The organism is Mycobacterium sp. Root265, assembly GCF_001428895.1.
Classification (GTDB): domain Bacteria; phylum Actinomycetota; class Actinomycetes; order Mycobacteriales; family Mycobacteriaceae; genus Mycobacterium.
The window spans coordinates 26,466-44,644 of the sequence record NZ_LMJA01000015.1; the positions used below are offsets into that span (position 1 = coordinate 26,466).

The 18,179-nt window shown below is 68.7% G+C and carries 17 protein-coding genes; 10 read left to right on the plus strand and 7 right to left on the minus strand.

The window, feature by feature from the left end; all coding sequences use genetic code 11:
• The first annotated feature begins 121 nt into the window (after nucleotides 1-121).
• The 3 genes from ASE48_RS15370 (at nucleotide 122) to ASE48_RS15380 (ending at nucleotide 2,750) form a co-directional block, all read left to right on the plus strand.
• Complete coding sequence (locus ASE48_RS15370; RefSeq protein ID WP_057167981.1) at nucleotides 122-565, plus strand: universal stress protein; 444 nt, start codon at nucleotides 122-124, stop codon at nucleotides 563-565.
• Nucleotides 566-684: 119 nt separating this feature from the next.
• Nucleotides 685-1,839 (plus strand): acyl-CoA dehydrogenase family protein, encoded by a 1,155-nt coding sequence (locus ASE48_RS15375; RefSeq protein WP_057167982.1) that lies wholly within the window; start codon nucleotides 685-687, stop codon nucleotides 1,837-1,839.
• Nucleotides 1,836-2,750 (plus strand): LLM class F420-dependent oxidoreductase, encoded by a 915-nt coding sequence (locus tag ASE48_RS15380; RefSeq protein ID WP_057167983.1) that lies wholly within the window; start codon nucleotides 1,836-1,838, stop codon nucleotides 2,748-2,750. Before ASE48_RS15375 ends, ASE48_RS15380 begins: the two co-directional genes overlap by 4 nt.
• Nucleotides 2,751-2,753: 3 nt before the next feature.
• On the opposite strand, the gene ASE48_RS15385 is transcribed toward ASE48_RS15380, so the two are convergent.
• Nucleotides 2,754-3,251, minus strand: coding sequence for a DUF427 domain-containing protein (locus tag ASE48_RS15385; protein ID WP_057167984.1), 498 nt, complete (start codon nucleotides 3,249-3,251; stop codon nucleotides 2,754-2,756).
• A complete protein-coding gene (locus tag ASE48_RS15390) occupies nucleotides 3,245-3,919 on the minus strand; it encodes an MBL fold metallo-hydrolase (protein WP_057167985.1) in 675 nt (224 codons plus the stop codon). The genes ASE48_RS15385 and ASE48_RS15390 overlap by 7 nt, the downstream gene beginning before the upstream one ends.
• A gap of 98 nt (nucleotides 3,920-4,017) precedes the next feature.
• On the opposite strand from ASE48_RS15390, the gene uvrA reads away from it, so the two are divergent.
• Entirely contained in the window at nucleotides 4,018-6,936 is a 2,919-nt protein-coding gene (gene uvrA / locus ASE48_RS15395; protein WP_057167986.1) for an excinuclease ABC subunit UvrA, read from the plus strand.
• On the opposite strand, the gene ASE48_RS15400 is transcribed toward uvrA, so the two are convergent.
• Nucleotides 6,926-7,723, minus strand: a complete 798-nt coding sequence (locus tag ASE48_RS15400; RefSeq protein WP_057167987.1) for a TIGR03620 family F420-dependent LLM class oxidoreductase — start codon at nucleotides 7,721-7,723, stop codon at nucleotides 6,926-6,928. The two genes, uvrA and ASE48_RS15400, sit on opposite strands and share 11 nt — an antisense overlap.
• A 75-nt stretch (nucleotides 7,724-7,798) precedes the next feature.
• On the opposite strand from ASE48_RS15400, the gene ASE48_RS15405 reads away from it, so the two are divergent.
• Nucleotides 7,799-8,443: a hypothetical protein gene (locus tag ASE48_RS15405; protein WP_057167988.1), complete on the plus strand. Its 645-nt coding sequence runs from the start codon at nucleotides 7,799-7,801 to the stop codon at nucleotides 8,441-8,443.
• 6 nt (nucleotides 8,444-8,449) lie between these two features.
• On the opposite strand, the gene ASE48_RS15410 is transcribed toward ASE48_RS15405, so the two are convergent.
• Nucleotides 8,450-9,607: a winged helix DNA-binding domain-containing protein gene (locus ASE48_RS15410; protein ID WP_057167989.1), complete on the minus strand. Its 1,158-nt coding sequence runs from the start codon at nucleotides 9,605-9,607 to the stop codon at nucleotides 8,450-8,452.
• Nucleotides 9,607-9,921 carry a hypothetical protein gene (locus ASE48_RS15415; RefSeq protein WP_057167990.1) on the minus strand — a complete coding sequence of 105 codons (315 nt, stop codon included), beginning with the start codon at nucleotides 9,919-9,921 and terminating at the stop codon, nucleotides 9,607-9,609. Before ASE48_RS15415 ends, ASE48_RS15410 begins: the two co-directional genes overlap by 1 nt.
• 109 nt (nucleotides 9,922-10,030) lie before the next feature.
• On the opposite strand from ASE48_RS15415, the gene ASE48_RS15420 reads away from it, so the two are divergent.
• The 3 genes from ASE48_RS15420 (at nucleotide 10,031) to ASE48_RS15430 (ending at nucleotide 13,649) form a co-directional block, all read left to right on the plus strand.
• Entirely contained in the window at nucleotides 10,031-10,531 is a 501-nt protein-coding gene (locus ASE48_RS15420; protein ID WP_057168025.1) for a lipoprotein LpqH, read from the plus strand.
• Between the two features lie 95 nt (nucleotides 10,532-10,626).
• Nucleotides 10,627-12,324, plus strand: a complete 1,698-nt coding sequence (locus ASE48_RS15425) for a hypothetical protein (protein ID WP_057167991.1) — start codon at nucleotides 10,627-10,629, stop codon at nucleotides 12,322-12,324.
• Nucleotides 12,315-13,649: a CHAT domain-containing protein gene (locus ASE48_RS15430; protein WP_057167992.1), complete on the plus strand. Its 1,335-nt coding sequence runs from the start codon at nucleotides 12,315-12,317 to the stop codon at nucleotides 13,647-13,649. Before ASE48_RS15425 ends, ASE48_RS15430 begins: the two co-directional genes overlap by 10 nt.
• A gap of 4 nt (nucleotides 13,650-13,653) precedes the next feature.
• Here the strand turns inward: ASE48_RS15430 and ASE48_RS33130 are convergent, their stop codons facing one another.
• Complete coding sequence (locus tag ASE48_RS33130; RefSeq protein WP_200962165.1) at nucleotides 13,654-14,298, minus strand: hypothetical protein; 645 nt, start codon at nucleotides 14,296-14,298, stop codon at nucleotides 13,654-13,656.
• A 90-nt stretch (nucleotides 14,299-14,388) separates the two neighbouring features.
• Here ASE48_RS33130 and ASE48_RS15440 point away from each other — a divergent pair, with 90 nt between their 5' ends.
• Together ASE48_RS15440 and ASE48_RS15445 are read left to right on the plus strand one after the other, a co-directional pair.
• Nucleotides 14,389-15,717, plus strand: a complete 1,329-nt coding sequence (locus ASE48_RS15440) for a hypothetical protein (RefSeq protein WP_057167993.1) — start codon at nucleotides 14,389-14,391, stop codon at nucleotides 15,715-15,717.
• Entirely contained in the window at nucleotides 15,714-16,787 is a 1,074-nt protein-coding gene (locus ASE48_RS15445) for a hypothetical protein (protein ID WP_057167994.1), read from the plus strand. The genes ASE48_RS15440 and ASE48_RS15445 overlap by 4 nt, the downstream gene beginning before the upstream one ends.
• Here ASE48_RS15445 and ASE48_RS15450 read toward each other — a convergent pair.
• On the minus strand, nucleotides 16,781-18,127 hold the full coding sequence (locus ASE48_RS15450; protein ID WP_057168026.1) for an alpha/beta hydrolase: 1,347 nt from the start codon (nucleotides 18,125-18,127) through the stop codon (nucleotides 16,781-16,783). The two genes, ASE48_RS15445 and ASE48_RS15450, sit on opposite strands and share 7 nt — an antisense overlap.
• Nucleotides 18,128-18,179 lie beyond the last annotated feature (52 nt).

An 18,179-nucleotide genomic window follows, 5' to 3' on the forward strand; every position in this document is an offset into this window, starting at 1 on the left:
CAGTCGAACAGCGCCGACGAGACAGCGCCGGACGCGCCGCGTGTGGTGAATCGACCCCATGGCCGTCCAGCAACGCGTTAATGTCTCGGGTGGCTTAGCAATCGACACTGGGAGGGCATGAATGAGCGCCTATCGGACCGTGGTGGTCGGCACGGACGGATCTGATTCGTCGCTGCGTGCGGTGGACCGGGCCGGGGAGATTGCCGGAGGGTCGGGTGCGCGCGTAGTCATCGCGACCGCCTACTTCCCGCAGAGCGAGGATCATCACGCAGCCGATGTCCTCAAGGATGAGGGCTACAAGGCGACCGGCAACGCACCGATCTACGCGATCCTGCGCGAGGCGACCGATCGGGCGAAGGCCGCCGGTGCCACCGAAGTGGTGGAAAAGGCTGTCGTCGGCGCCCCCGTCGACGCGCTCGTCGAGCTCGCCGAGGCCGAGAAGGCCGACCTGCTGGTGGTCGGCAACGTCGGTCTGAGCACCATCGCGGGCCGCCTGCTCGGGTCGGTGCCCGCCAATGTGGCCCGCCGATCGAAGATCGACGTGCTCATCGTGCACACGTCCTGACCTTCGTCAGACTCACCCGCCGAGGCCCGGCGTCACCCTCACCGGTGGCGCCGGGCCTCGGTTTTTGGCGCGTGCGGGTTGATCTTTACAAATAGGCGCTCAAGTGTCACGGTGGTCGGGTGGACTTCTCCCGGGTCGAGCTGTCAGCCGAGGATGACGCATTCCGGCAGGAGTTGCGCGGCTTCCTTGCCGGGGTCGTCACCGAGGAGGTGCGGCGCCGAGACCGGGAGACCGGCGAGAACTTCGACGAGACAGTGCATCTGGCGCTCGGGGCGGCAGGCTATCTGGCCGCCGATTACCGGTCCGAGGTCGACGGTGGCTTCAGCGCCGTGCGCCGGCGCATCTGGGAACTGGAGATCGGCCGCGCCCGCACCCCGTGGTTCCATTGGGGCACAACGGCGATGGTCGCGAAGTCGGTGCAGGCCTTCGGTGCGCCAGAACTGGTGGCCCGGATACTGCCCGGAGTGCTCTCCGGCGAGCTGCGGCTCTGTCTGGGCTACACCGAGCCCGATGGCGGCTCGGACGTGGCAACCTGCAAGACACGTGCGACGCGAGAAGCGGATGGATCAGCGTGGATTGTCAATGGCTCCAAGATGTTCACCTCGAATGCCCAGAACGCCCAGTACGTCTTCCTGATCACCAACACCGACCCGGCCGCGCCGAAACATCAGAGCCTCACCATGTTCCTGGTGCCCATGGATGCGCCCGGCGTCGAGATCCAGCCCATCCGCACGGTCGACGGTGACCGCACCAACATCACCTTCTACACCGACGTGCGGGTCGACGACGAGTACCGCATCGGGGAAGTGAACGGAGGCTGGTCGGTGCTGCGCGAGGCGCTCAACGCCGAACACGGCACCATCGAGCGCGAGGCCGGCGGCCTGCAGAAGATCGCCACCATGACCGAGCACATCCTATTGACCGCCGATGCCGTCGACGGTGTTGCCCGCATCGTCGCGCCCGATCACCGGTTGGGCCGTGCGGTGGCGCGCCTGGAGGCGGCCATGAGTGCATCCGACATGTACGGCCGGGTCGCCATCGCACAGACCATGCGTGACATCGCGCCCGATCTGATGGACCTGCTCGGCCCCGCGGGTGCGTTGCCGGTCGACACCCTGAGGGCCGCCGACAACGGGGGAGCCGAGCACATCTTCAGGCTGGCCGGCCCGACCGGTATCTACGGCGGAACCCTGGAAGTCTTCCGCAACATGATCGCGCAGCACGCTCTCGGCCTGCAGCGGCCGATTTACGCTCCGCCGAAAGGAGTTCGATGAAGTTCGCGTTCACCCATCCGATGCACAGCCATCCCTACAACCCGGAACTGGTCAACGGCGCCGGTGTGGCGGCGGTGGCCGCCGCCGCCGAAGCCGCGGGGTTCGGTGGGTTCGGTTTCACCGATCATCCCGCGCCGACCCAGCGATGGCTGGACGCCGGCGGACACGACGCCCTGGATCCCTTCGTGGCCATGGGATTCGCTGCGGCGCACACCACCACGCTGCGGCTCATCCCGAACGTGGTGGTACTGCCCTACCGGAACCCGTTCGTCGTCGCCAAGGCCGGTGCGACGCTGGATCTGCTCTCGGGCGGCCGATTCACCCTCGCCGTCGGAGTGGGCTATCTCAAGCGCGAATTTGCTTCGCTCGGTGTTGATTTCGACGAACGCAGCGCATTGGTCGAAGAGGCGCTGCAGGTCATCAGGGCGGTCTGGAGCGCAGATGACATCAGCTTCGAGGGCAGGCATTTCACCGCCGCAGGCATCACCGCGCACCCCCGGCCCACCTCGCCGCCGCCGATCTGGATCGGCGGCAACACCGCCGCGGCACGTCGCCGCGTCGCCGAATACGGTGACGGCTGGTGTCCGTTCCCGGCGGCCGGCGTGCTGGCCCAGACCGCGCGGACCGACCCGATGGATTCGCTGGAGACCTTGACCGCGGGAATCGAGGATCTGCGCCGGCGCCTCGACGGGGCGGGCCGGGACCCGGCGACGGTGGACATCACCTTCAGCAACGCCGTCGGTGGGGTGCCCGGTACCGAGTCCTTCGACGCCTCCGCGTATCTGGGCGGTGTTCAGCAGCTCGCCGATCTGGGGGTGACCTGGATTCAGGTCCAGGTGCCCGGCGACAGCCTGGCGCACGCGACCGACGTCATCGCCCAGTTCGGTGAGCAGGTCATCGCGAAGCTCTGACGCTCACCAGCCCATCGATCCGGGAATGCCCTTGAACGGCCCGGTGACCCAGCTGGTGATCCAGCCGCCATAAAAACCACCCGGCTGGGGAAGGACGTCTTCGCCGTTGACCGTGCAGCGATCAACCGCGGCGGCCATCACCGCGAGAGCCCCGGTCAGCGGCGCGAACCCGGCGGTCGGTGACAGGTACGTCCACGCCGCCCGTGGCGCCACGGTGTCCCCGGCGACCAGGTCGAAGTAGGCGGCCTGACCCTTCCATTCACACCACGACGAGCCGGGGGCGTCCCGCAGCGCGCCGGGAAGGAAGGCCGCCCGCGGCAGGTAGTACGTGGGCGGATGGCTGGTTTCCAGCACCCGCCAGCCACGGTCCGTCGACGCGATCCGTTCGCCGCCGAGGTCGATGGTGATCGAGCCGCGGAACTCCTCGAGTCGCGGCGGGCGCGGGTAGTCCCAGACAGACTCCTGGCCGGGGCCGGGTTTGTCGGGCGCGGGTCTCACCATCCGCGTTGTTTCCACTCGGCCAGGTGCGGTCGTTCGGCGCCCAGGGTGGTGTCATCGCCATGGCCGGGGTAGACCACGGTGGAATCCGGGTATACGTCGAACACCTTGCTCGACACGTCGCCGAGCAGCCGGTCGAAGTCACCGTCCTTCCAGGTCTTGCCGACCCCGCCGGGGAACAGGCAATCCCCGGTGAACAGATGGGTGACCTCACCGTCGGCGCCCTTGAGGGCGAGAGCGACCGAGCCCTCGGTATGACCTTGGAGGTGAATGACGTCGAACGTGAGTTCGCCGACGGTGACGGTGTCGCCATCGGCGAGGATGCGGTCCGGTGCGACGGGCAGCGGCTCGGCGTCCAGCGCATGGGCCGCGGTCGGTGCGCCGGTGGCCTCGGTCACAGCCTGCAGGGCCTGCCAGTGGTCGTAGTGCTGGTGGCTGGTCACGATCAGCGCGACGTCGGGGGCGTGTTCCCCGATCAGCTCGACGAGCTGGTCGGCGTCATTGGCGGCGTCGATGAGCAGGGTTTTTCCGGTCGAGGAACACGAGATGAGGTAAGCGTTGTTGTCCATCGGGCCGACCGAAGCTTTGACGATGGTCGCTGCGGGCAGGGTGCGCCGTGCCGCGGTACCGGGCTCGACATGGCCGGTGTAGTTCTCGACGAGGGCTGTCATTCGTCCCACGCTATCCGGCTCGACTCCGGCTTGTCGGTGGGTGCACCTAGCATTGGCCGTGAGTTCTTGTGCCTTGGGCAGGACTGAAAAGGGGAAGTGTGTCTGACCGTCTGATCGTCAAGGGTGCGCGCGAGCACAACCTGCGCGGAGTTGACCTTGATCTGCCGCGCGACGCCTTGATCGTGTTCACCGGCCTGTCCGGCTCGGGGAAGTCCTCGCTGGCCTTCGACACGATCTTCGCCGAGGGCCAGCGCCGCTACGTCGAATCGCTGTCGGCGTATGCGCGCCAGTTCCTGGGGCAGATGGACAAGCCCGACGTCGACTTCATCGAGGGCCTGTCCCCGGCGGTGTCGATCGACCAGAAGTCCACCAACCGCAACCCGCGCTCCACCGTCGGCACCATCACCGAGGTCTACGACTACCTGCGTCTGCTCTATGCCCGCGCCGGTACCCCGCACTGCCCGGTCTGTGGGGAGCGCATCGCCCGGCAGACCCCGCAGCAGATCGTCGACCAGGTGCTGGCCATGGAGGAGGGCGCCAAGTTCCAGGTGCTGGCCCCGGTGGTGCGCACCCGTAAGGGTGAGTTCGTCGACCTCTTCGACAAGCTCAATTCGCAGGGTTACAGCCGGGTGCGCGTCGACGGCGTGGTCTACCCGCTGACCGACCCGCCGAAGCTCAAGAAGCAGGAGAAACACGATATCGAGGTGGTCGTCGACCGCCTCACCGTCAAGGCGAGCAGCAAGCAGCGCCTCACCGACTCGGTGGAGACCGCGCTGGGGCTGGCCGACGGCATCCTCGTGCTCGAATTCGTCGACCGCGAGGAGGGCCACCCGCACCGCGAACAGCGCTTCTCGGAGAAGCTGGCCTGCCCGAACGGGCACCCGCTGGCCGTCGACGATCTCGAACCGCGGTCGTTCTCCTTCAACTCGCCCTACGGCGCCTGCCCCGAATGCACCGGCCTGGGCATCAAGAAGGAGGTCGACCCCGACCTGGTGGTGCCCGACCCGGAGATGACACTCGCCGAGGGTGCCGTCGCCCCGTGGTCGATGGGTCACACCGCCGAGTACTTCACCCGGATGATGTCGGGCCTGGGCGACGAGCTCGGCTTCGATGTCAACACCCCGTGGAAGAAACTGCCCGCCAAGGCGCGCAAGGCCATCCTGGAGGGCTCCGACCATCAGGTGCACGTGCGCTACAAGAACCGCTACGGACGCACCCGGTCCTACTACGCGGACTTCGAGGGCGTGCTGGCGTTCCTGCAGCGCCGCATGGAGCAGACCGACTCCGAGCAGATGAAGGAACGCTACGAGGGCTTCATGCGGGACATCCCGTGCCCCGAATGTTCCGGGACCCGGCTCAAGCCCGAGATCCTCGCGGTCACGCTGGCCGCAGGCACGCACGGCGCCAAGTCGATCGCCGAGGTCGCCGAGCTGTCCATCGCCGACTGCGCCGAGTTCCTCAACGCCCTCACCCTGGGTACCCGCGAGCAGGCCATCGCCGGTCAGGTGCTCAAGGAGATCCAGTCCCGGCTGGGCTTCCTGCTCGACGTCGGTCTGGAATACCTGTCGCTGTCGCGGGCGGCGGCGACGCTGTCCGGCGGTGAGGCGCAACGGATCCGGCTGGCCACCCAGATCGGCTCCGGCCTGGTCGGGGTGCTCTACGTGCTCGACGAGCCGTCGATCGGCCTGCATCAGCGCGACAACCGCAAGCTCATCGAGACGCTGGTGCGGCTGCGCAATCTGGGCAACACGCTCATCGTGGTGGAACACGATCTGGACACCATCGCGCACGCCGACTGGGTGGTCGACATCGGCCCGTACGCCGGCGAACACGGCGGGCGCATCGTGCACAGCGGAACCTACAAGGACCTGCTGAAGAACCCGGAATCCCTCACCGGCGCTTACCTTTCCGGCAAGGAGAGCATCGAGGTGCCCGCGATCCGCCGCCCGGTGGACCGCAAGCGCCAGCTCACCGTCGTCGGAGCGCGGGAGCACAACCTCAGGGAGGTCGACGTGACCTTCCCGCTCGGGGTGCTCACCTCGGTCACCGGTGTGTCCGGCTCGGGCAAGTCGACGCTGGTCAACGACATCCTGGCGACCGTGCTGGCCAACAAGCTCAACGGCGCCCGGCAGGTGCCGGGGCGGCACACCCGCATCAACGGCATCGATCAACTCGACAAGCTGGTGCGCGTCGACCAGTCGCCGATCGGGCGGACCCCGCGGTCCAACCCGGCCACCTACACCGGGGTGTTCGACAAGATCCGCACCCTGTTCGCCGCCACCACCGAGGCGAAGGTGCGCGGCTACCAGCCGGGCCGATTCTCGTTCAACGTCAAGGGCGGTCGCTGCGAGGCCTGTTCCGGTGACGGCACGCTGAAGATCGAGATGAACTTCCTGCCGGACGTGTACGTGCCTTGCGAGGTGTGCCACGGCGCCCGGTACAACCGGGAGACCCTCGAAGTGCACTACAAGGGCAAGACCATCTCCGAGGTGCTGGACATGCCGATCGAGGAGGCCACCGAGTTCTTCGAGCCGATCACCTCGATCCACCGCTACCTCAAGACGCTGGTCGACGTCGGGCTCGGTTACGTCCGGCTGGGACAGCCCGCCCCGACGCTGTCCGGTGGTGAGGCGCAGCGGGTGAAGCTGGCCGCCGAATTGCAGAAGCGCTCCACCGGCCGCACCGTCTACATCCTGGACGAGCCGACCACCGGCCTGCATTTCGAGGACATCCGCAAGCTGCTCAAGGTCATCAACGGCCTTGTCGACAAGGGCAACACGGTGATCGTCATCGAGCACAACCTCGACGTCATCAAGACCTCGGACTGGATCGTGGACATGGGCCCCGAAGGCGGTGCCGGCGGTGGCACGGTGGTGGCGCAAGGCACTCCCGAGGATGTCGCGGCGACGCCGGAGAGTTACACCGGGCAGTTCCTCGTCGACATGCTGGATGGGGCGACCGAAGAGGTCGTGCCGGCACCGAAAACACGTCGGCGCCGCGCCAAGGTCAGTGCCTGATCCCTACCGCTGAGGACAGCAGCCGGGCGGCTGCCAGGCCGCTCGGCTGGGCCCCGTCGGACAGCACGCTGAAATAGACGTGGTCGGCGCCGGCCGCCAGGTGCTGCCGGGCGCGGGCCGCGATGCCGGAAGCACTGCCCCAGGCGATCACCCTGTCCACCAGGGCATCGCTGAGCGTCTCGATATCACGTTCGGTAAAGCCTTGTCGGCGTGCCGAATCGGCGTAACTACGCATACCCATCAGAAACCGCAGGGGTGTGCGGGCCGTCTCCCTGGCCGTGTCGGGATCGGTGTCGAGGACCGCGTACAGGCCGACGATCAGCTGCGCGCCGTCGCCGAGCCGCTGCCGCGTCCGCATGGTGTAGTCCGGAGTGATCATCCCCGGCATGGCGCCGGCGAAACGATCCCGGGCGACGGCCAGTGTGCGCGGGCCGAATGCCGCCAGCAGGCGCCGGTTTCGGGGTATCGGATCCAGGTCGTCCAGGTACTCGGACAGTGCTGCCAGCGGTTTGTGTTGCGATGAGCCCAGTCCGATCATCAGCCGGCCCGGTGCCGTCACCTCGGCGCGGCGGTACAGCGCGATCACCGCGTCGGTGCCGTACACGTCAGGCGGGATGATGGCGGGCGCGATCACCGCACGCGCGGTGGCGGCCAGCAGATCGGTCAGGACATCGAGACGGTCGATCTGGCCGCCGTTGACCCACAGCGTACGAAACCCGAGATCCTCGATCTCGCGGGCATGGGCAGATGTGGGGTCGACGGTGAATCCATAGCGGCCGAGTTCCATGCCGCCACGGTAGAACCGCAACGTTGGTTGAGGTCAAGAGCTGTGGCTTGGCACTAAACTGGCACCAGTCGGATCATGTGGTACGAGACGGGGATCGTGGTGGCGGTAGCGGGCGACTGGACGGTATTTCCGCGAAAAGGATTGGGAAAGCTGGAATTCGGCATGTCTACGGCGCAGGTGGACGCGCTGTCCGGTACATACGGAGCCGTAACAGGTCGCGGCGACGATCGGATTCCGGATGACCTGCTCCGCGACACGCTGGAGAAATTCGGCGACGCGATGAGCGAGGAAGAGAAACAGGCCCTGATCGCCGTCTATGCGGAAAGCGGCCCATCCGGTGACAGCGTGACCGAAACGCGTGGCAATCCGGGCCTCGTCCTCGGTTACCGGGCCGACCGCCTCGTCGAGATCATGCCGGCAACGAATCAGCGCCCGCTGGTTCTCGAGGGCAAGGACATCCTGTCGCTCAGCGGACTGGAGTCGCTGGCACTGTTGGAGCGGCTCAATCGCGGCCCCGGCCGCTACGCCGATACCGAGGCGGCGTTCGACAACCTCGCCATCTCGGCGGATGGCTTCTGTGTCACCGACCGGGCAGCAGCCCAGGTGCGCGCGCTGGACGACTCCGACGAGCGGTTCGTGGGGCGCACCGTGACCTTGCGGCTGGAACCCTATCTACCCGAGGGCGAGATGGACCGTTTCATCTATCGGGCTCTGGGTTAGTCCCGATCAGCTCTTCGACAGCGGCGAGGGGAACCGTGGTTTGATCACCGCTCCGCCGAGCCATTCGGTCAGCTCATCGGCCTTGCGCTGCAACGCCTTCTGGGTCCTGCGGCTGACATCGGTGACGATCTGCAGTTCGACCCGTCCATCGCCGGATTGCCGCCAGCCACCGACCACCCGGCCGTCCGCCCACGCCGTGGGCCCGGCGTTGCCGCGGTTGTCGAACACCTGATCGCGCAGCCCCTCCAGGTACCAGTCGCGGTCGACCCAGCCCATGGTCGTGACATCCAGACCGGGCAGCAGCGCGCACCACGGCTCGGCAGCCGGTTCCGGGTCCAGGTCATCGGGCAGCGCCACCGCCGGCGTGCCGTGCAGGTCCACCTCGACCGCACCGATGTCGGCCAGCGCACGCCGGGTCCAGGTCAGGGTATGGCCGAACCACCACTTGATGTCGGCGACGGTGGCGGGGCCGAAAGCGCGCAGCCAGATGCGCACCAACTCCGCGCTGGCGGCGTCGGGCTCGGCGGCATCCGATGTCTCGAGCCAGGACGCGGCAGATACCCACAGCGGACGCGATGATGTCCAGCCGCCCTGGTTCGGTCCGCGGACCACCTGGCCCCGGACTGCGAGCACGGTGATGACCCGCGGCGACAGGGGAGTGTCTCCGCCCCAAGGCTTCCCGGGTGCCGGATCATACGTCCCCGCCAGTTCCGGCAACGCCGTGCGCAGCTGGGTCGCGCCGGTCGGACCGTTGGCCTCCAGATACGCCAGCACCGCCGCGCATGCGGTGCGCAACCACTCGGCGCCGTCGGTGGCCACCCCGGCCTTCTCGACGTCGGCGATCAACTTGCGGCTCTCGCTGTCGGCCACCCGGTCACTGGATGCTGCCTGCACCGCCGAAATACCGTCGGCCCGCACCACCCACAGCGTGCGGCGCATCGCGAGATGTTTGACCAGCGTCCGCTCCCGGTAGAGCGTGGCATCCAGATCGGCACGGTCGAAACCCGGAATCCTGGCCCACAGCGACAGATACGGGGTGGCCGGATCGGTGGCGTGCAGACCCACCAATGCCGATGTCACCGTCGCCGCATCGGTTCCTTGATCGCCGAGAAAGTGCCGCCGGGCCAACCGGGCGCGCCTCTCGGCAAGGGTGAACGAACGCACTAGTCGCGGTTCATCGATTCGCGGATCTGCTTGAGCCGCTCGGCGGCTGCCTGCTGCCGCGCCTCGTACTGCTCGGCCACCGACCGGCCCTCGGGGGTGTCCTCGGCCAGTTCCACCGCACCGATGGCGGTGCCGAAGCGGTTCTCGATCTTCTCGCGCACCGAATCGAAGGTCGGCACGCCGGCAGCGGTGTAGCCGGTATCGACCGGGACGGCAGTGAGTTCCACCGGGGCCTGCGTGGCGGGCACGTCCTCCGCCGGAACGACCTCGGCATCGATCGGGTCACCCGCAGAAGGCTGCTGGTCATCGGGCATGACGCCACCGTACCTCCTGGAGAAGTTTGGGATCGGTAGCGATTCGGCGCGGATGTACTTGCCCCACGACGGCGCCACAGGGGCGGCGGCGAATGAAAAGGACATAGACATGACGAAGAATCGCGTTCTGGCCGCCGGGATCGGGATGCTCGCCACCGCGGCGGTACTGGTGGGTTGCTCGGATGACAAGGCCGGCGAACCCGCCGCGTCGAGTTCCGGCAACGGCAGCAGCGCCGCGCAGGTCGCCAGCGGCGGCAGCACCGAGGTCAAGGTGGAGGGCCAGGACCTGGCCGGCCTGGACCTCAAGTCGGTGACCTGCGTCAAGGCCGGCGGCAAGATCAACGTGGCCAGCGCCGCCATCGGTGGCCAGCAGGGCCTCGGCGTCGTGATGACCGACGATGCCGCTCCCAAGGTCGAGTCGATCGGACTGGTGGTCGACGGTAACGCCCTCGCCGTCGCCTCGATGGCCGGCGCGAGCAGCGGAACGGCCGACGTCAAGGTCGACGGCAGTACCTACACCATCACCGGTGAGGCTGTCGGTGCCGACATGAAGAACCCGATGGCGGGGATGATCACCAAGAAGTTCGAGATCAAGGTCGACTGCAGCTGACCGGCGCCTCCCGGGGCGGGCCAGGCGACGGGAACACCGTCGGGCGGCGGGCGCGGAGCCGCGTCCGCCGCCTTCGCCCGTCCTATGATGACGCGGTGTCGATCACCGGTGACCTGGAGCGGGCCCGCCGGCTTGCCTGGGCCGCCGACGAGCCGGGTGCCAAGGAGCTGCTGCTGTCACTGTTGCCGGCCATCGAGCAAGCCGACCGTGACGACCTGGCCTTGGAGGCTTTCGCCCAGCTCGGCGAGATCTATCTGGTGCGTACCGCCTACGACGGTGTGGGCGAGTGTATTCGGCGCATCCGGGACTGCATCGCGGCCTACGCCGCCCTACCGGAGCGCAACCCCGACATTCGGCACATGATGCAGCGTTACACCCGCCGTGCCGACTTCCTGCAAGCCGGCCTGCACGCCGCCCGCGGCGAACACGACGAGGCCGCGACATCGGTGTCGGCGCTGATCGCCGCCGACGGGCCGCCGGACCTGGCCGAAGAGCACCGGTATCTGGTCGGTTTCGCCCGGCTGCTCTGCGCGATCGCGCTCTCCGACGACGATCTGCACCACCTGGCGGTCCCGTTGTGGGCACAGGTGCTCGACGTGGTCGACGTCTCCGCAGCCGACGGCAGCCACGACGACCGGCTGCTGGTGCTCGCGGGGATCGGCTACGGCGGATTCTGCGTGCAGACCGGCAGGCTCGACGAAGCAGAACCCTGGCTGCGGCGCGCCGGGGCGCGAGCAGAGAAGCACGGCTGGAAGCTGGACACCGCCCGAACGCAATTGGAACGTGCGATCGCCTGCTGGTCCGTCGGCGACCACAACGGCGTGGATCGACTCATCGATCAGGCCTACCCGGTGATCGCCAAATATGCCCGCGCCCATGATGTGTCCCGCTGCTGGTTCTACCGCGGCTTCACCAAGCTGGCCTCGGCGGCACTGGAAGAGGCCGATCAGTGCTGGGAACACGCCGAACGTCACTGGCGCGAACTCGGCAAACCGCTCCACCTTCATCGCATTCTGTTGCAGCGCAGCTGGATCCCGATCTTCTTCGGCCGCTTCGGCGAAGCGGTGGAGCTGATCGCCCAGGCCCGCACCCTGCTCGACGAATGGCCGCGCAGCACCTGGCTGCAGTACGCCCGACTCGACGATCAACTGGGCACGGTGTGGCGGGCCGACGCGCTGGGAGATCTGGGATTCGACGGCGCCGGTGATCCCGAGGACACCTGGGACGAGGTCGAGGCCAAACATGAAGCCTCCCTGGGCACCACCAATGCCGAGACCGGTAGCCCCGGATTCGTCCGTGCGATGGCCAAGCTGGAGCAGGCCGCAGAACTCAAGGTGCCCGCGGCGCTCGCGGTGGATTCGGTGCGCTACACGATCGTCGACGCCAACGCCCGCGCACAGTGGGCGACCAGGGTGTCGGCGCCCATGCTGGCCGGTGCCTTCGCGGTGTCCTGGGAATGGGAGAACACCGCACTCACCGCCGAGCTGATCGAATACCACAGCGCCCGAGGTAGTTTCAGTACCGATACCGCAGACGAGGCCGAAGCGCCGATCTGGGCCGGAGCCCAGGCCGTGCTCGTCGACGCGGAGTTCGAACTGCCCGACCTCGAGCTCGCCGCAGTCGCCGCCGGGTCCGTCAGTGGAGGGCCGTCGTTGACCAGACTGGGTCCGCTGCCGCCGCTGCAGATGGATCCCGGCGCCGAACCGATCCTCGGGCACTACCGCGCCCTGGCCAAGCAGCGCTACGGCCGCGCCATCACCACCGACGACCCGGCCTGGCCGACATGGTCGTGACCGACCGGCAGACCCTGATTCTGCGATTCGCCGATGTCGGTATCGCGACCTACGCCAGCCTGCGTGTCGTCGGGCAGCCCGGGCGCACCGTCACCTGGGTGGTCGAGGAGACCATTCTGCTTGCGGCGCTGGAGGAGATCGCTGCGGCACTACCGGATCCGCGCGATGCCGAGACCGCGGTGGACGCGTTGCAGCGCGCACTCTCCGATGGCGCATTCACCACCGCGGACACCGAACTGACCCTGGCCTACCGCCTGGGCGTCCTGCTGATCTCGGCCGCGGGCTGGGATCTGCTCCAGGAATGTGTACACGACCCGCGCGCGGTGTTGTTCGTCGCGCCAAGCGCTCGCCTGGGCCGGGTGCCGTGGGGACTGCTCGCGCTGCCCGCGGTGCGACCCGAGGTGATCGCGATGCTGGCGGCCCGACAGGAGGCCATCACCCCGGACGGTCCGCAGCCGGCCGTGATCCCATGGCCGGACGGGGAGATCGGTGCGCTCACCGAAGGCTTCCGGTTGCTGGAGTTCGTGGATGTGCTGATGGCGGTGCCGGCCAACATCGCGCACTCGCGGCGCGTCAACACGGCGCGCCCGGAAGCGGATCCGCTGCTGATCCTCGACCCTCGGGTTCCCGGTCAGCGCCCGGATTCGGCGCTGGGGTCGGTGCTGGGCAGACCGGCGCCGGATACCGTGCTTGCGCGGCACTACGCGGACCTGATGCACCGGCGAACAGTGTTGCCGCGGGTCGACACCCCGATCGAGCTGTTCCGGCGCACCGACACCGACCGGCACTGGCTGGCCGAGGTGCTGGCCGAAATGCCCGGGCGCCTCGTCTATGTCGGGCACGCCAGCACCGGCGACGGCGCGGAACGGGCGGCTCTGCACCTCGCGTGCCGTGCCTCGGCCGAGGGATACAGCAACCCGGTCGGCGATCACCGCCCGCTCACCGCGGCCGACCTGATGTCGGCCCAGCTGCCCATTCCGACTCGTGTTGCGTTGCTGGCCTGTGCATCCGGTGGCGACTACCGATTCGACGAGGCCACCGGGATCGTCGCGGCAATGGTGCTGGGCGGAGCGGAATTGGTGACCGCGACGCTGTGGTCGCTGCCCACCAGCGCCGGGTATCGGCGGTTCGTGTCCGGCGCACCGGCCGACCCGATGGGTACGGTCATCGCCGCGGTCGACGCCGCCCATCAGGCGGATACCGATTTCGAGGCGGCGTGCGCGGTCAACCGTTGGCAACGCGCACAACTGCGGAGCTGGCGGGACGGCGACGAATCCGCGGCACCGGTGTACTGGGCGGCGCTGGTGAGTTTCGCGGTTCTCTAGTCGATCAGGCCGGCGGTACGGCCACCGCGACGGCGGATTCGTCCCCGCGCCGGTAGTACGCGTCGACGACGCTGCCCGGGCAGACCCGATCCAGTGAGGTGGCCGGGATGAGTGTCGTCTCGTGGGCCGGGAACTGCCCGCCTTCGGGCCTGCGGACCATCAGGTCGAGCACCACCTCGCGGTAATCCTCGCGTTCGTTGCCGGTGGACCGGGCGGCCGTCACCACGCCACTGGACCTGGTGCCGTGCCGGATGAGCTCCAGCTGCGCGTCGGTGACCAGGCCCTTGTCCACCAGCATCCGGTCGAACGCGGCCCGGATGGCGACCATGTCGTCGGCGAGGGTCAGCTGTTCGCGTGCATCGGGGTCGAAGGCCACCAGCAGCACCGCGCCCGGCCGGATCTCGGCGACCACCGGGTCGCCCGGGGCACCGCGCAGCCGGCCGGTGAACTTCTGGCCCGACACGCTCTCCACCTCGACGGTGATCCGGTCGGAGACCGCGCTGACGGTGCCGATAGCGACCGCCGGTGTGCCCGCGCACCGCGGGGCCGACCGGCCGCGGGGCAGCACCGTGCCGAGGGTGGTGCCGACCGTGACGATCACGACGGCGACGGCGACGAGGACCAGGAGGATCAGCAGTGAGTCAGGCATGGAGAACACGGTCGCCCCCGTCGGCGGCTACCGAACCCAACTTTTCGCCGGGCGCAGCGACGGGAAAGATCTCGTGCCTATCCTGAGCGGGTGAGTACCGTCCCGGAGGTCGCCGCGCAGGTGGCACGCGCGTTGCCTGCGCAGCCTCGGCGCGCCGTGATCGACCGCGCCTGGCGGGCGCTGGGCCCGGGCGTCCAGGTGCTCAGCAGTGATGACGGCGGACCGCTGAGCCGCACCGTCAAGCGCATCCTGGACCCGCTGGTGTTGCGGTTGCGGTCCAACCCGCAGTATTCGACACCGGTGGTGTCCGGCGAGGTGGCCGCCGAGATGTTCGAACTGATCGTGGCGCACCGCGACCAGCTGTGTGCCACCGCGTCCTGGTTCGCGGTGCTCAAGCTGGCGCGCCGCAAGTTGCGGCTCACCACCGGCAACGCCCAGGAACTCTACTTCCCGGTGTGCTTCGAGCTTGCTGTCACCAAAGGTGAACCGGTACAGGATGATTCGGATACCGCAGAGACAATCCTGCGCGGGATCCACGGGGACCGGGACCGCACCGCCATCGAGGTGCTCAACCGCCACGTCGCCGACGACAAGGTGGTCGGCGCGCTGGCACGTCAGTTGCAGGCCAGTTGGTCCGATGTGCGGCCGACCGCGGCCATCACCGACCCGTTCCTGGCAGGCCTGAGCACCGTGCTGGGTGATGCTGCCGGGCACAACGAGTCGGTGGCCCGCCAGCGGGTGTGGACCGCGCTGGTGGCTGATGCGACGCCCTACAACCTGGGTGCCCGGGCCCGCGGCCCGGCGCCGGACCTGCCGTGGTCGTTCGTCGACATCGGCCTCAGCACGGTGCTGCCGCAACCGCCGCCGCCCGTGCACGGCGGTGCCGACACCGATCGCCCGTTGAATCGCAGCGTCGTCGATCGGGTGCGCGCCACACTGCGCCGCGCCCTGGACCGCGACGAGCTGCCCGATGTTCCGCTGCTGTGCGCCGAGGAGGTGGACCGGGCCTGCGCGCCATGGGGTCTGCTCGCCGAGGACATCCAGGCCGCGATGGTGGCCGGGGTGGAGATCGCCGTCGAACTGGCACCACTGAACGAGGCCGCGACACCGCGTTACCGGTTGGCCGCCCAGGTCCAGGCCCGGCTGCGCAAGGAGGCCTATGTGCTGCACGCGCGGCGCTACCTCGCCGACGGGGAGGCGCTGCACCCGCGCCAGCAGCAGGTGACCAAGGAGCTCGCCGCGTTCGCCCGGCCCTATCTGAGCAGGCTGTGGGCGCGTCTGCACGGCCGCGACGTCTGGCAGGAGTCCTGCGCGGATGTCGACGAGATGCGGGCGCTGCTGGAAGGGGTGGCCCGGTCGGTGAGCCTGGATCACCGGCAGCGGATCAAGGCGATGCTCGAACTGGAGGCGGCCCGATGAAACTGGTTGCCGAATCCGGATTGTGGACCACCGGCGCGCAGGTGGCCGCGCCGCCCGCGGTGGCGGTCCTCGAGGTCGCCGGCGCGGTCTTGGCGTGGACGGTCGACGATCCGGCCGCGACGGCACAGCTCACCTTCACCGATGTGGCTGCCGCGGACTGGTTGTGGCGGGTGGCCGGTGAGCAGGGGCATGTGGCGGTGGTCGAGGCGCTGCGCGGCCGGACCGCCGATCCGCAGTCCAGCATCGACATCGCCGATCTCGAACTGTCCCCCCAGGTGCTGGCGCCGCTGCGCAGGCTGGCGCTCGGCCACTGGCTGCGCCGGTGGTGGCCGGCCAGTGTCCGTGACAGCATCGCCGATCTCGACATCGCGGTGCTGGACGCCGAATTGGCGCTGTTGACTGCCGCAGCGCAGGAGTTCTTCGGTGAGGACACCCTGGACTCCGATATCGAGGCGCTGCTGTCCCCACACCGCGCAGCGCTGTCCGCCCATCTGCGTGATGGAGATCCGCGGGTGGCGGCGCTGATCGAGCCCTGTCTGGAGTGGGCCGATTGGGCGGAGATGGCCGAACCCGAGGCGTTGTCGTCCGACCGGCGGCGAGATGACTATGCGCTGGCTGCCGGCGGGCCGACGGCATCGCAGGCCGACACCATCGGTGCCGGCACCGCGTCGATCAGTTGGAGCGCCGTGCCGCCGGGGGTTTTCGACGCCGCCGAGGACACCGTCGACTGGTCGGTGCGCGGTGACGGTGCCGGGGGAGCCGTGGCCGAGGTGCGTGCCCTGCTCAGCGGCTCCGCCGCCGGGGTGCCGGTGCAGCTGCGCAGCCGCGACGTCACCGCCACCGGTGCGCTCGATGACCGCGGCACCGCGACGCTCACCCTGCCGATCTCGGAATCGGCGGCGTGGAACCATGATTGGACATCCACCACGGTCACCGTCGGGCGGGTGGCATCGGCCGGGGAGGACCGGGCGACCCGGGACCGGCTGCGGGCCTTCGTGCGGTCGCGGTTGGCGGTACCTGCGGCAGACGCGTTCCTGGCGGAGATCCTTGCCGCCGAATCCGATTACTGACTCGGTCGCCGGTCGGCCACCTGCACCGCCGACGGCGCCTTGGCAGGCTGCTGCAACGCGGCCCTCGGCACGTCCGGCGTGCCGATCTGGCCGGCCAGCCACGGGAGCGCCTCGGCGAAAGCGCTTGCCGCGAATGGCCAGTCGTGCTGGCCGGGTCGGCTGACCACCGCGCAGTCGATGCCGTGGGAGGCGCCCAGCGCGCACAGCGACTGGGCGGCCGCAGCGGTCTGCGGCGGCGGTGACACACCCGCCCCGTTCACCGAGAACCAGCCCGACACCCCGGTGTACGGGCCGTGCCGGGTGATGACGGTGGTCGGATCGAAAGCGGCGTAGGCGGCGGCGTCACCGCCGAACAGGCGCTCGATGGTCTGCGCCTTCGTCCCCGAGTTCGGGCTCAGGTCACCGGCGATGTCCTCGAACGCCGAGAACCGGTCGGGGTGCATCACGGTCAGGTCGACCGCGCAGGTGCCGCCCATCGACCATCCGACGACACCCCAGTTCGTCGGATCCGGGCTGACGCCGAACTTCGAGACCATCGCCGGCACGACATCGTTGACGAGATGATCGGCGACCTTGCCGCGGCGGCCGTTCACGCACTCGGTGTCGTTGTTGAACGTGCCGCCCACATCGGCGAACACCAGCACCGGCGCGTTGCCGCCGTGGGTTGCGGCGAAGGCGTCGGCGGTCTGCACGGCGTTGCCCGCGCGCGCCCAGTCCGCCGGAGTGTTCATCTCGCCGCCGATCATCATCAGGGTCGGCAGCCGGGGCGGCGGATCGGAGGCGAACCAGGCCGGCGGCAGATAGACCAACTCGCCACGGTGCTTGAAACCCGAACCGGCGTCCCCGGTGTCCACCGGCACCAGAGAACCGTTGCGCGGCACCGCGTGCCGGACCTGGAATGCGGCGACTGTCGCCATATCGGTCTGATCGGGCAGCGGTCCCGCGGTCAGCTGCACCCATGCGGTCTGCATGGTGGGGAAATAGCCGGTCCACAGATTGACGGCCAGCGCCGCGCACAGGGCGCACAGCGGGACGGCCGCGACGGCCGCGGTGCGTCGCCACCAGCGCGCCCCGCGCCAACCGGAAAACAAAGCCGCGGCGGTGAATCCGGTCAGCCCGATCCAGATCCAGAGCGTGTGCGGGGCGGGTTCGCCGGCCAGCCCCTGGCTCGTCACGTACCAGTGTGCGGCCGCAGCCACCGCGGTGCCGAAGGCGGCGGCGTCTACCAGGCGGCGCCGCACGCGCAGCGCGGCCAACAGAACCAGACCGGTGATCACCTGAACGGTCACCGGCACCCAACCGTGGGTCAAGGAATCGTGGTGCTGCAAGAGCCCGGACATCAGCGTCACGAGATCATCGTGACTCTGCTTCCTGGAAAGCAGCTGTGACCGG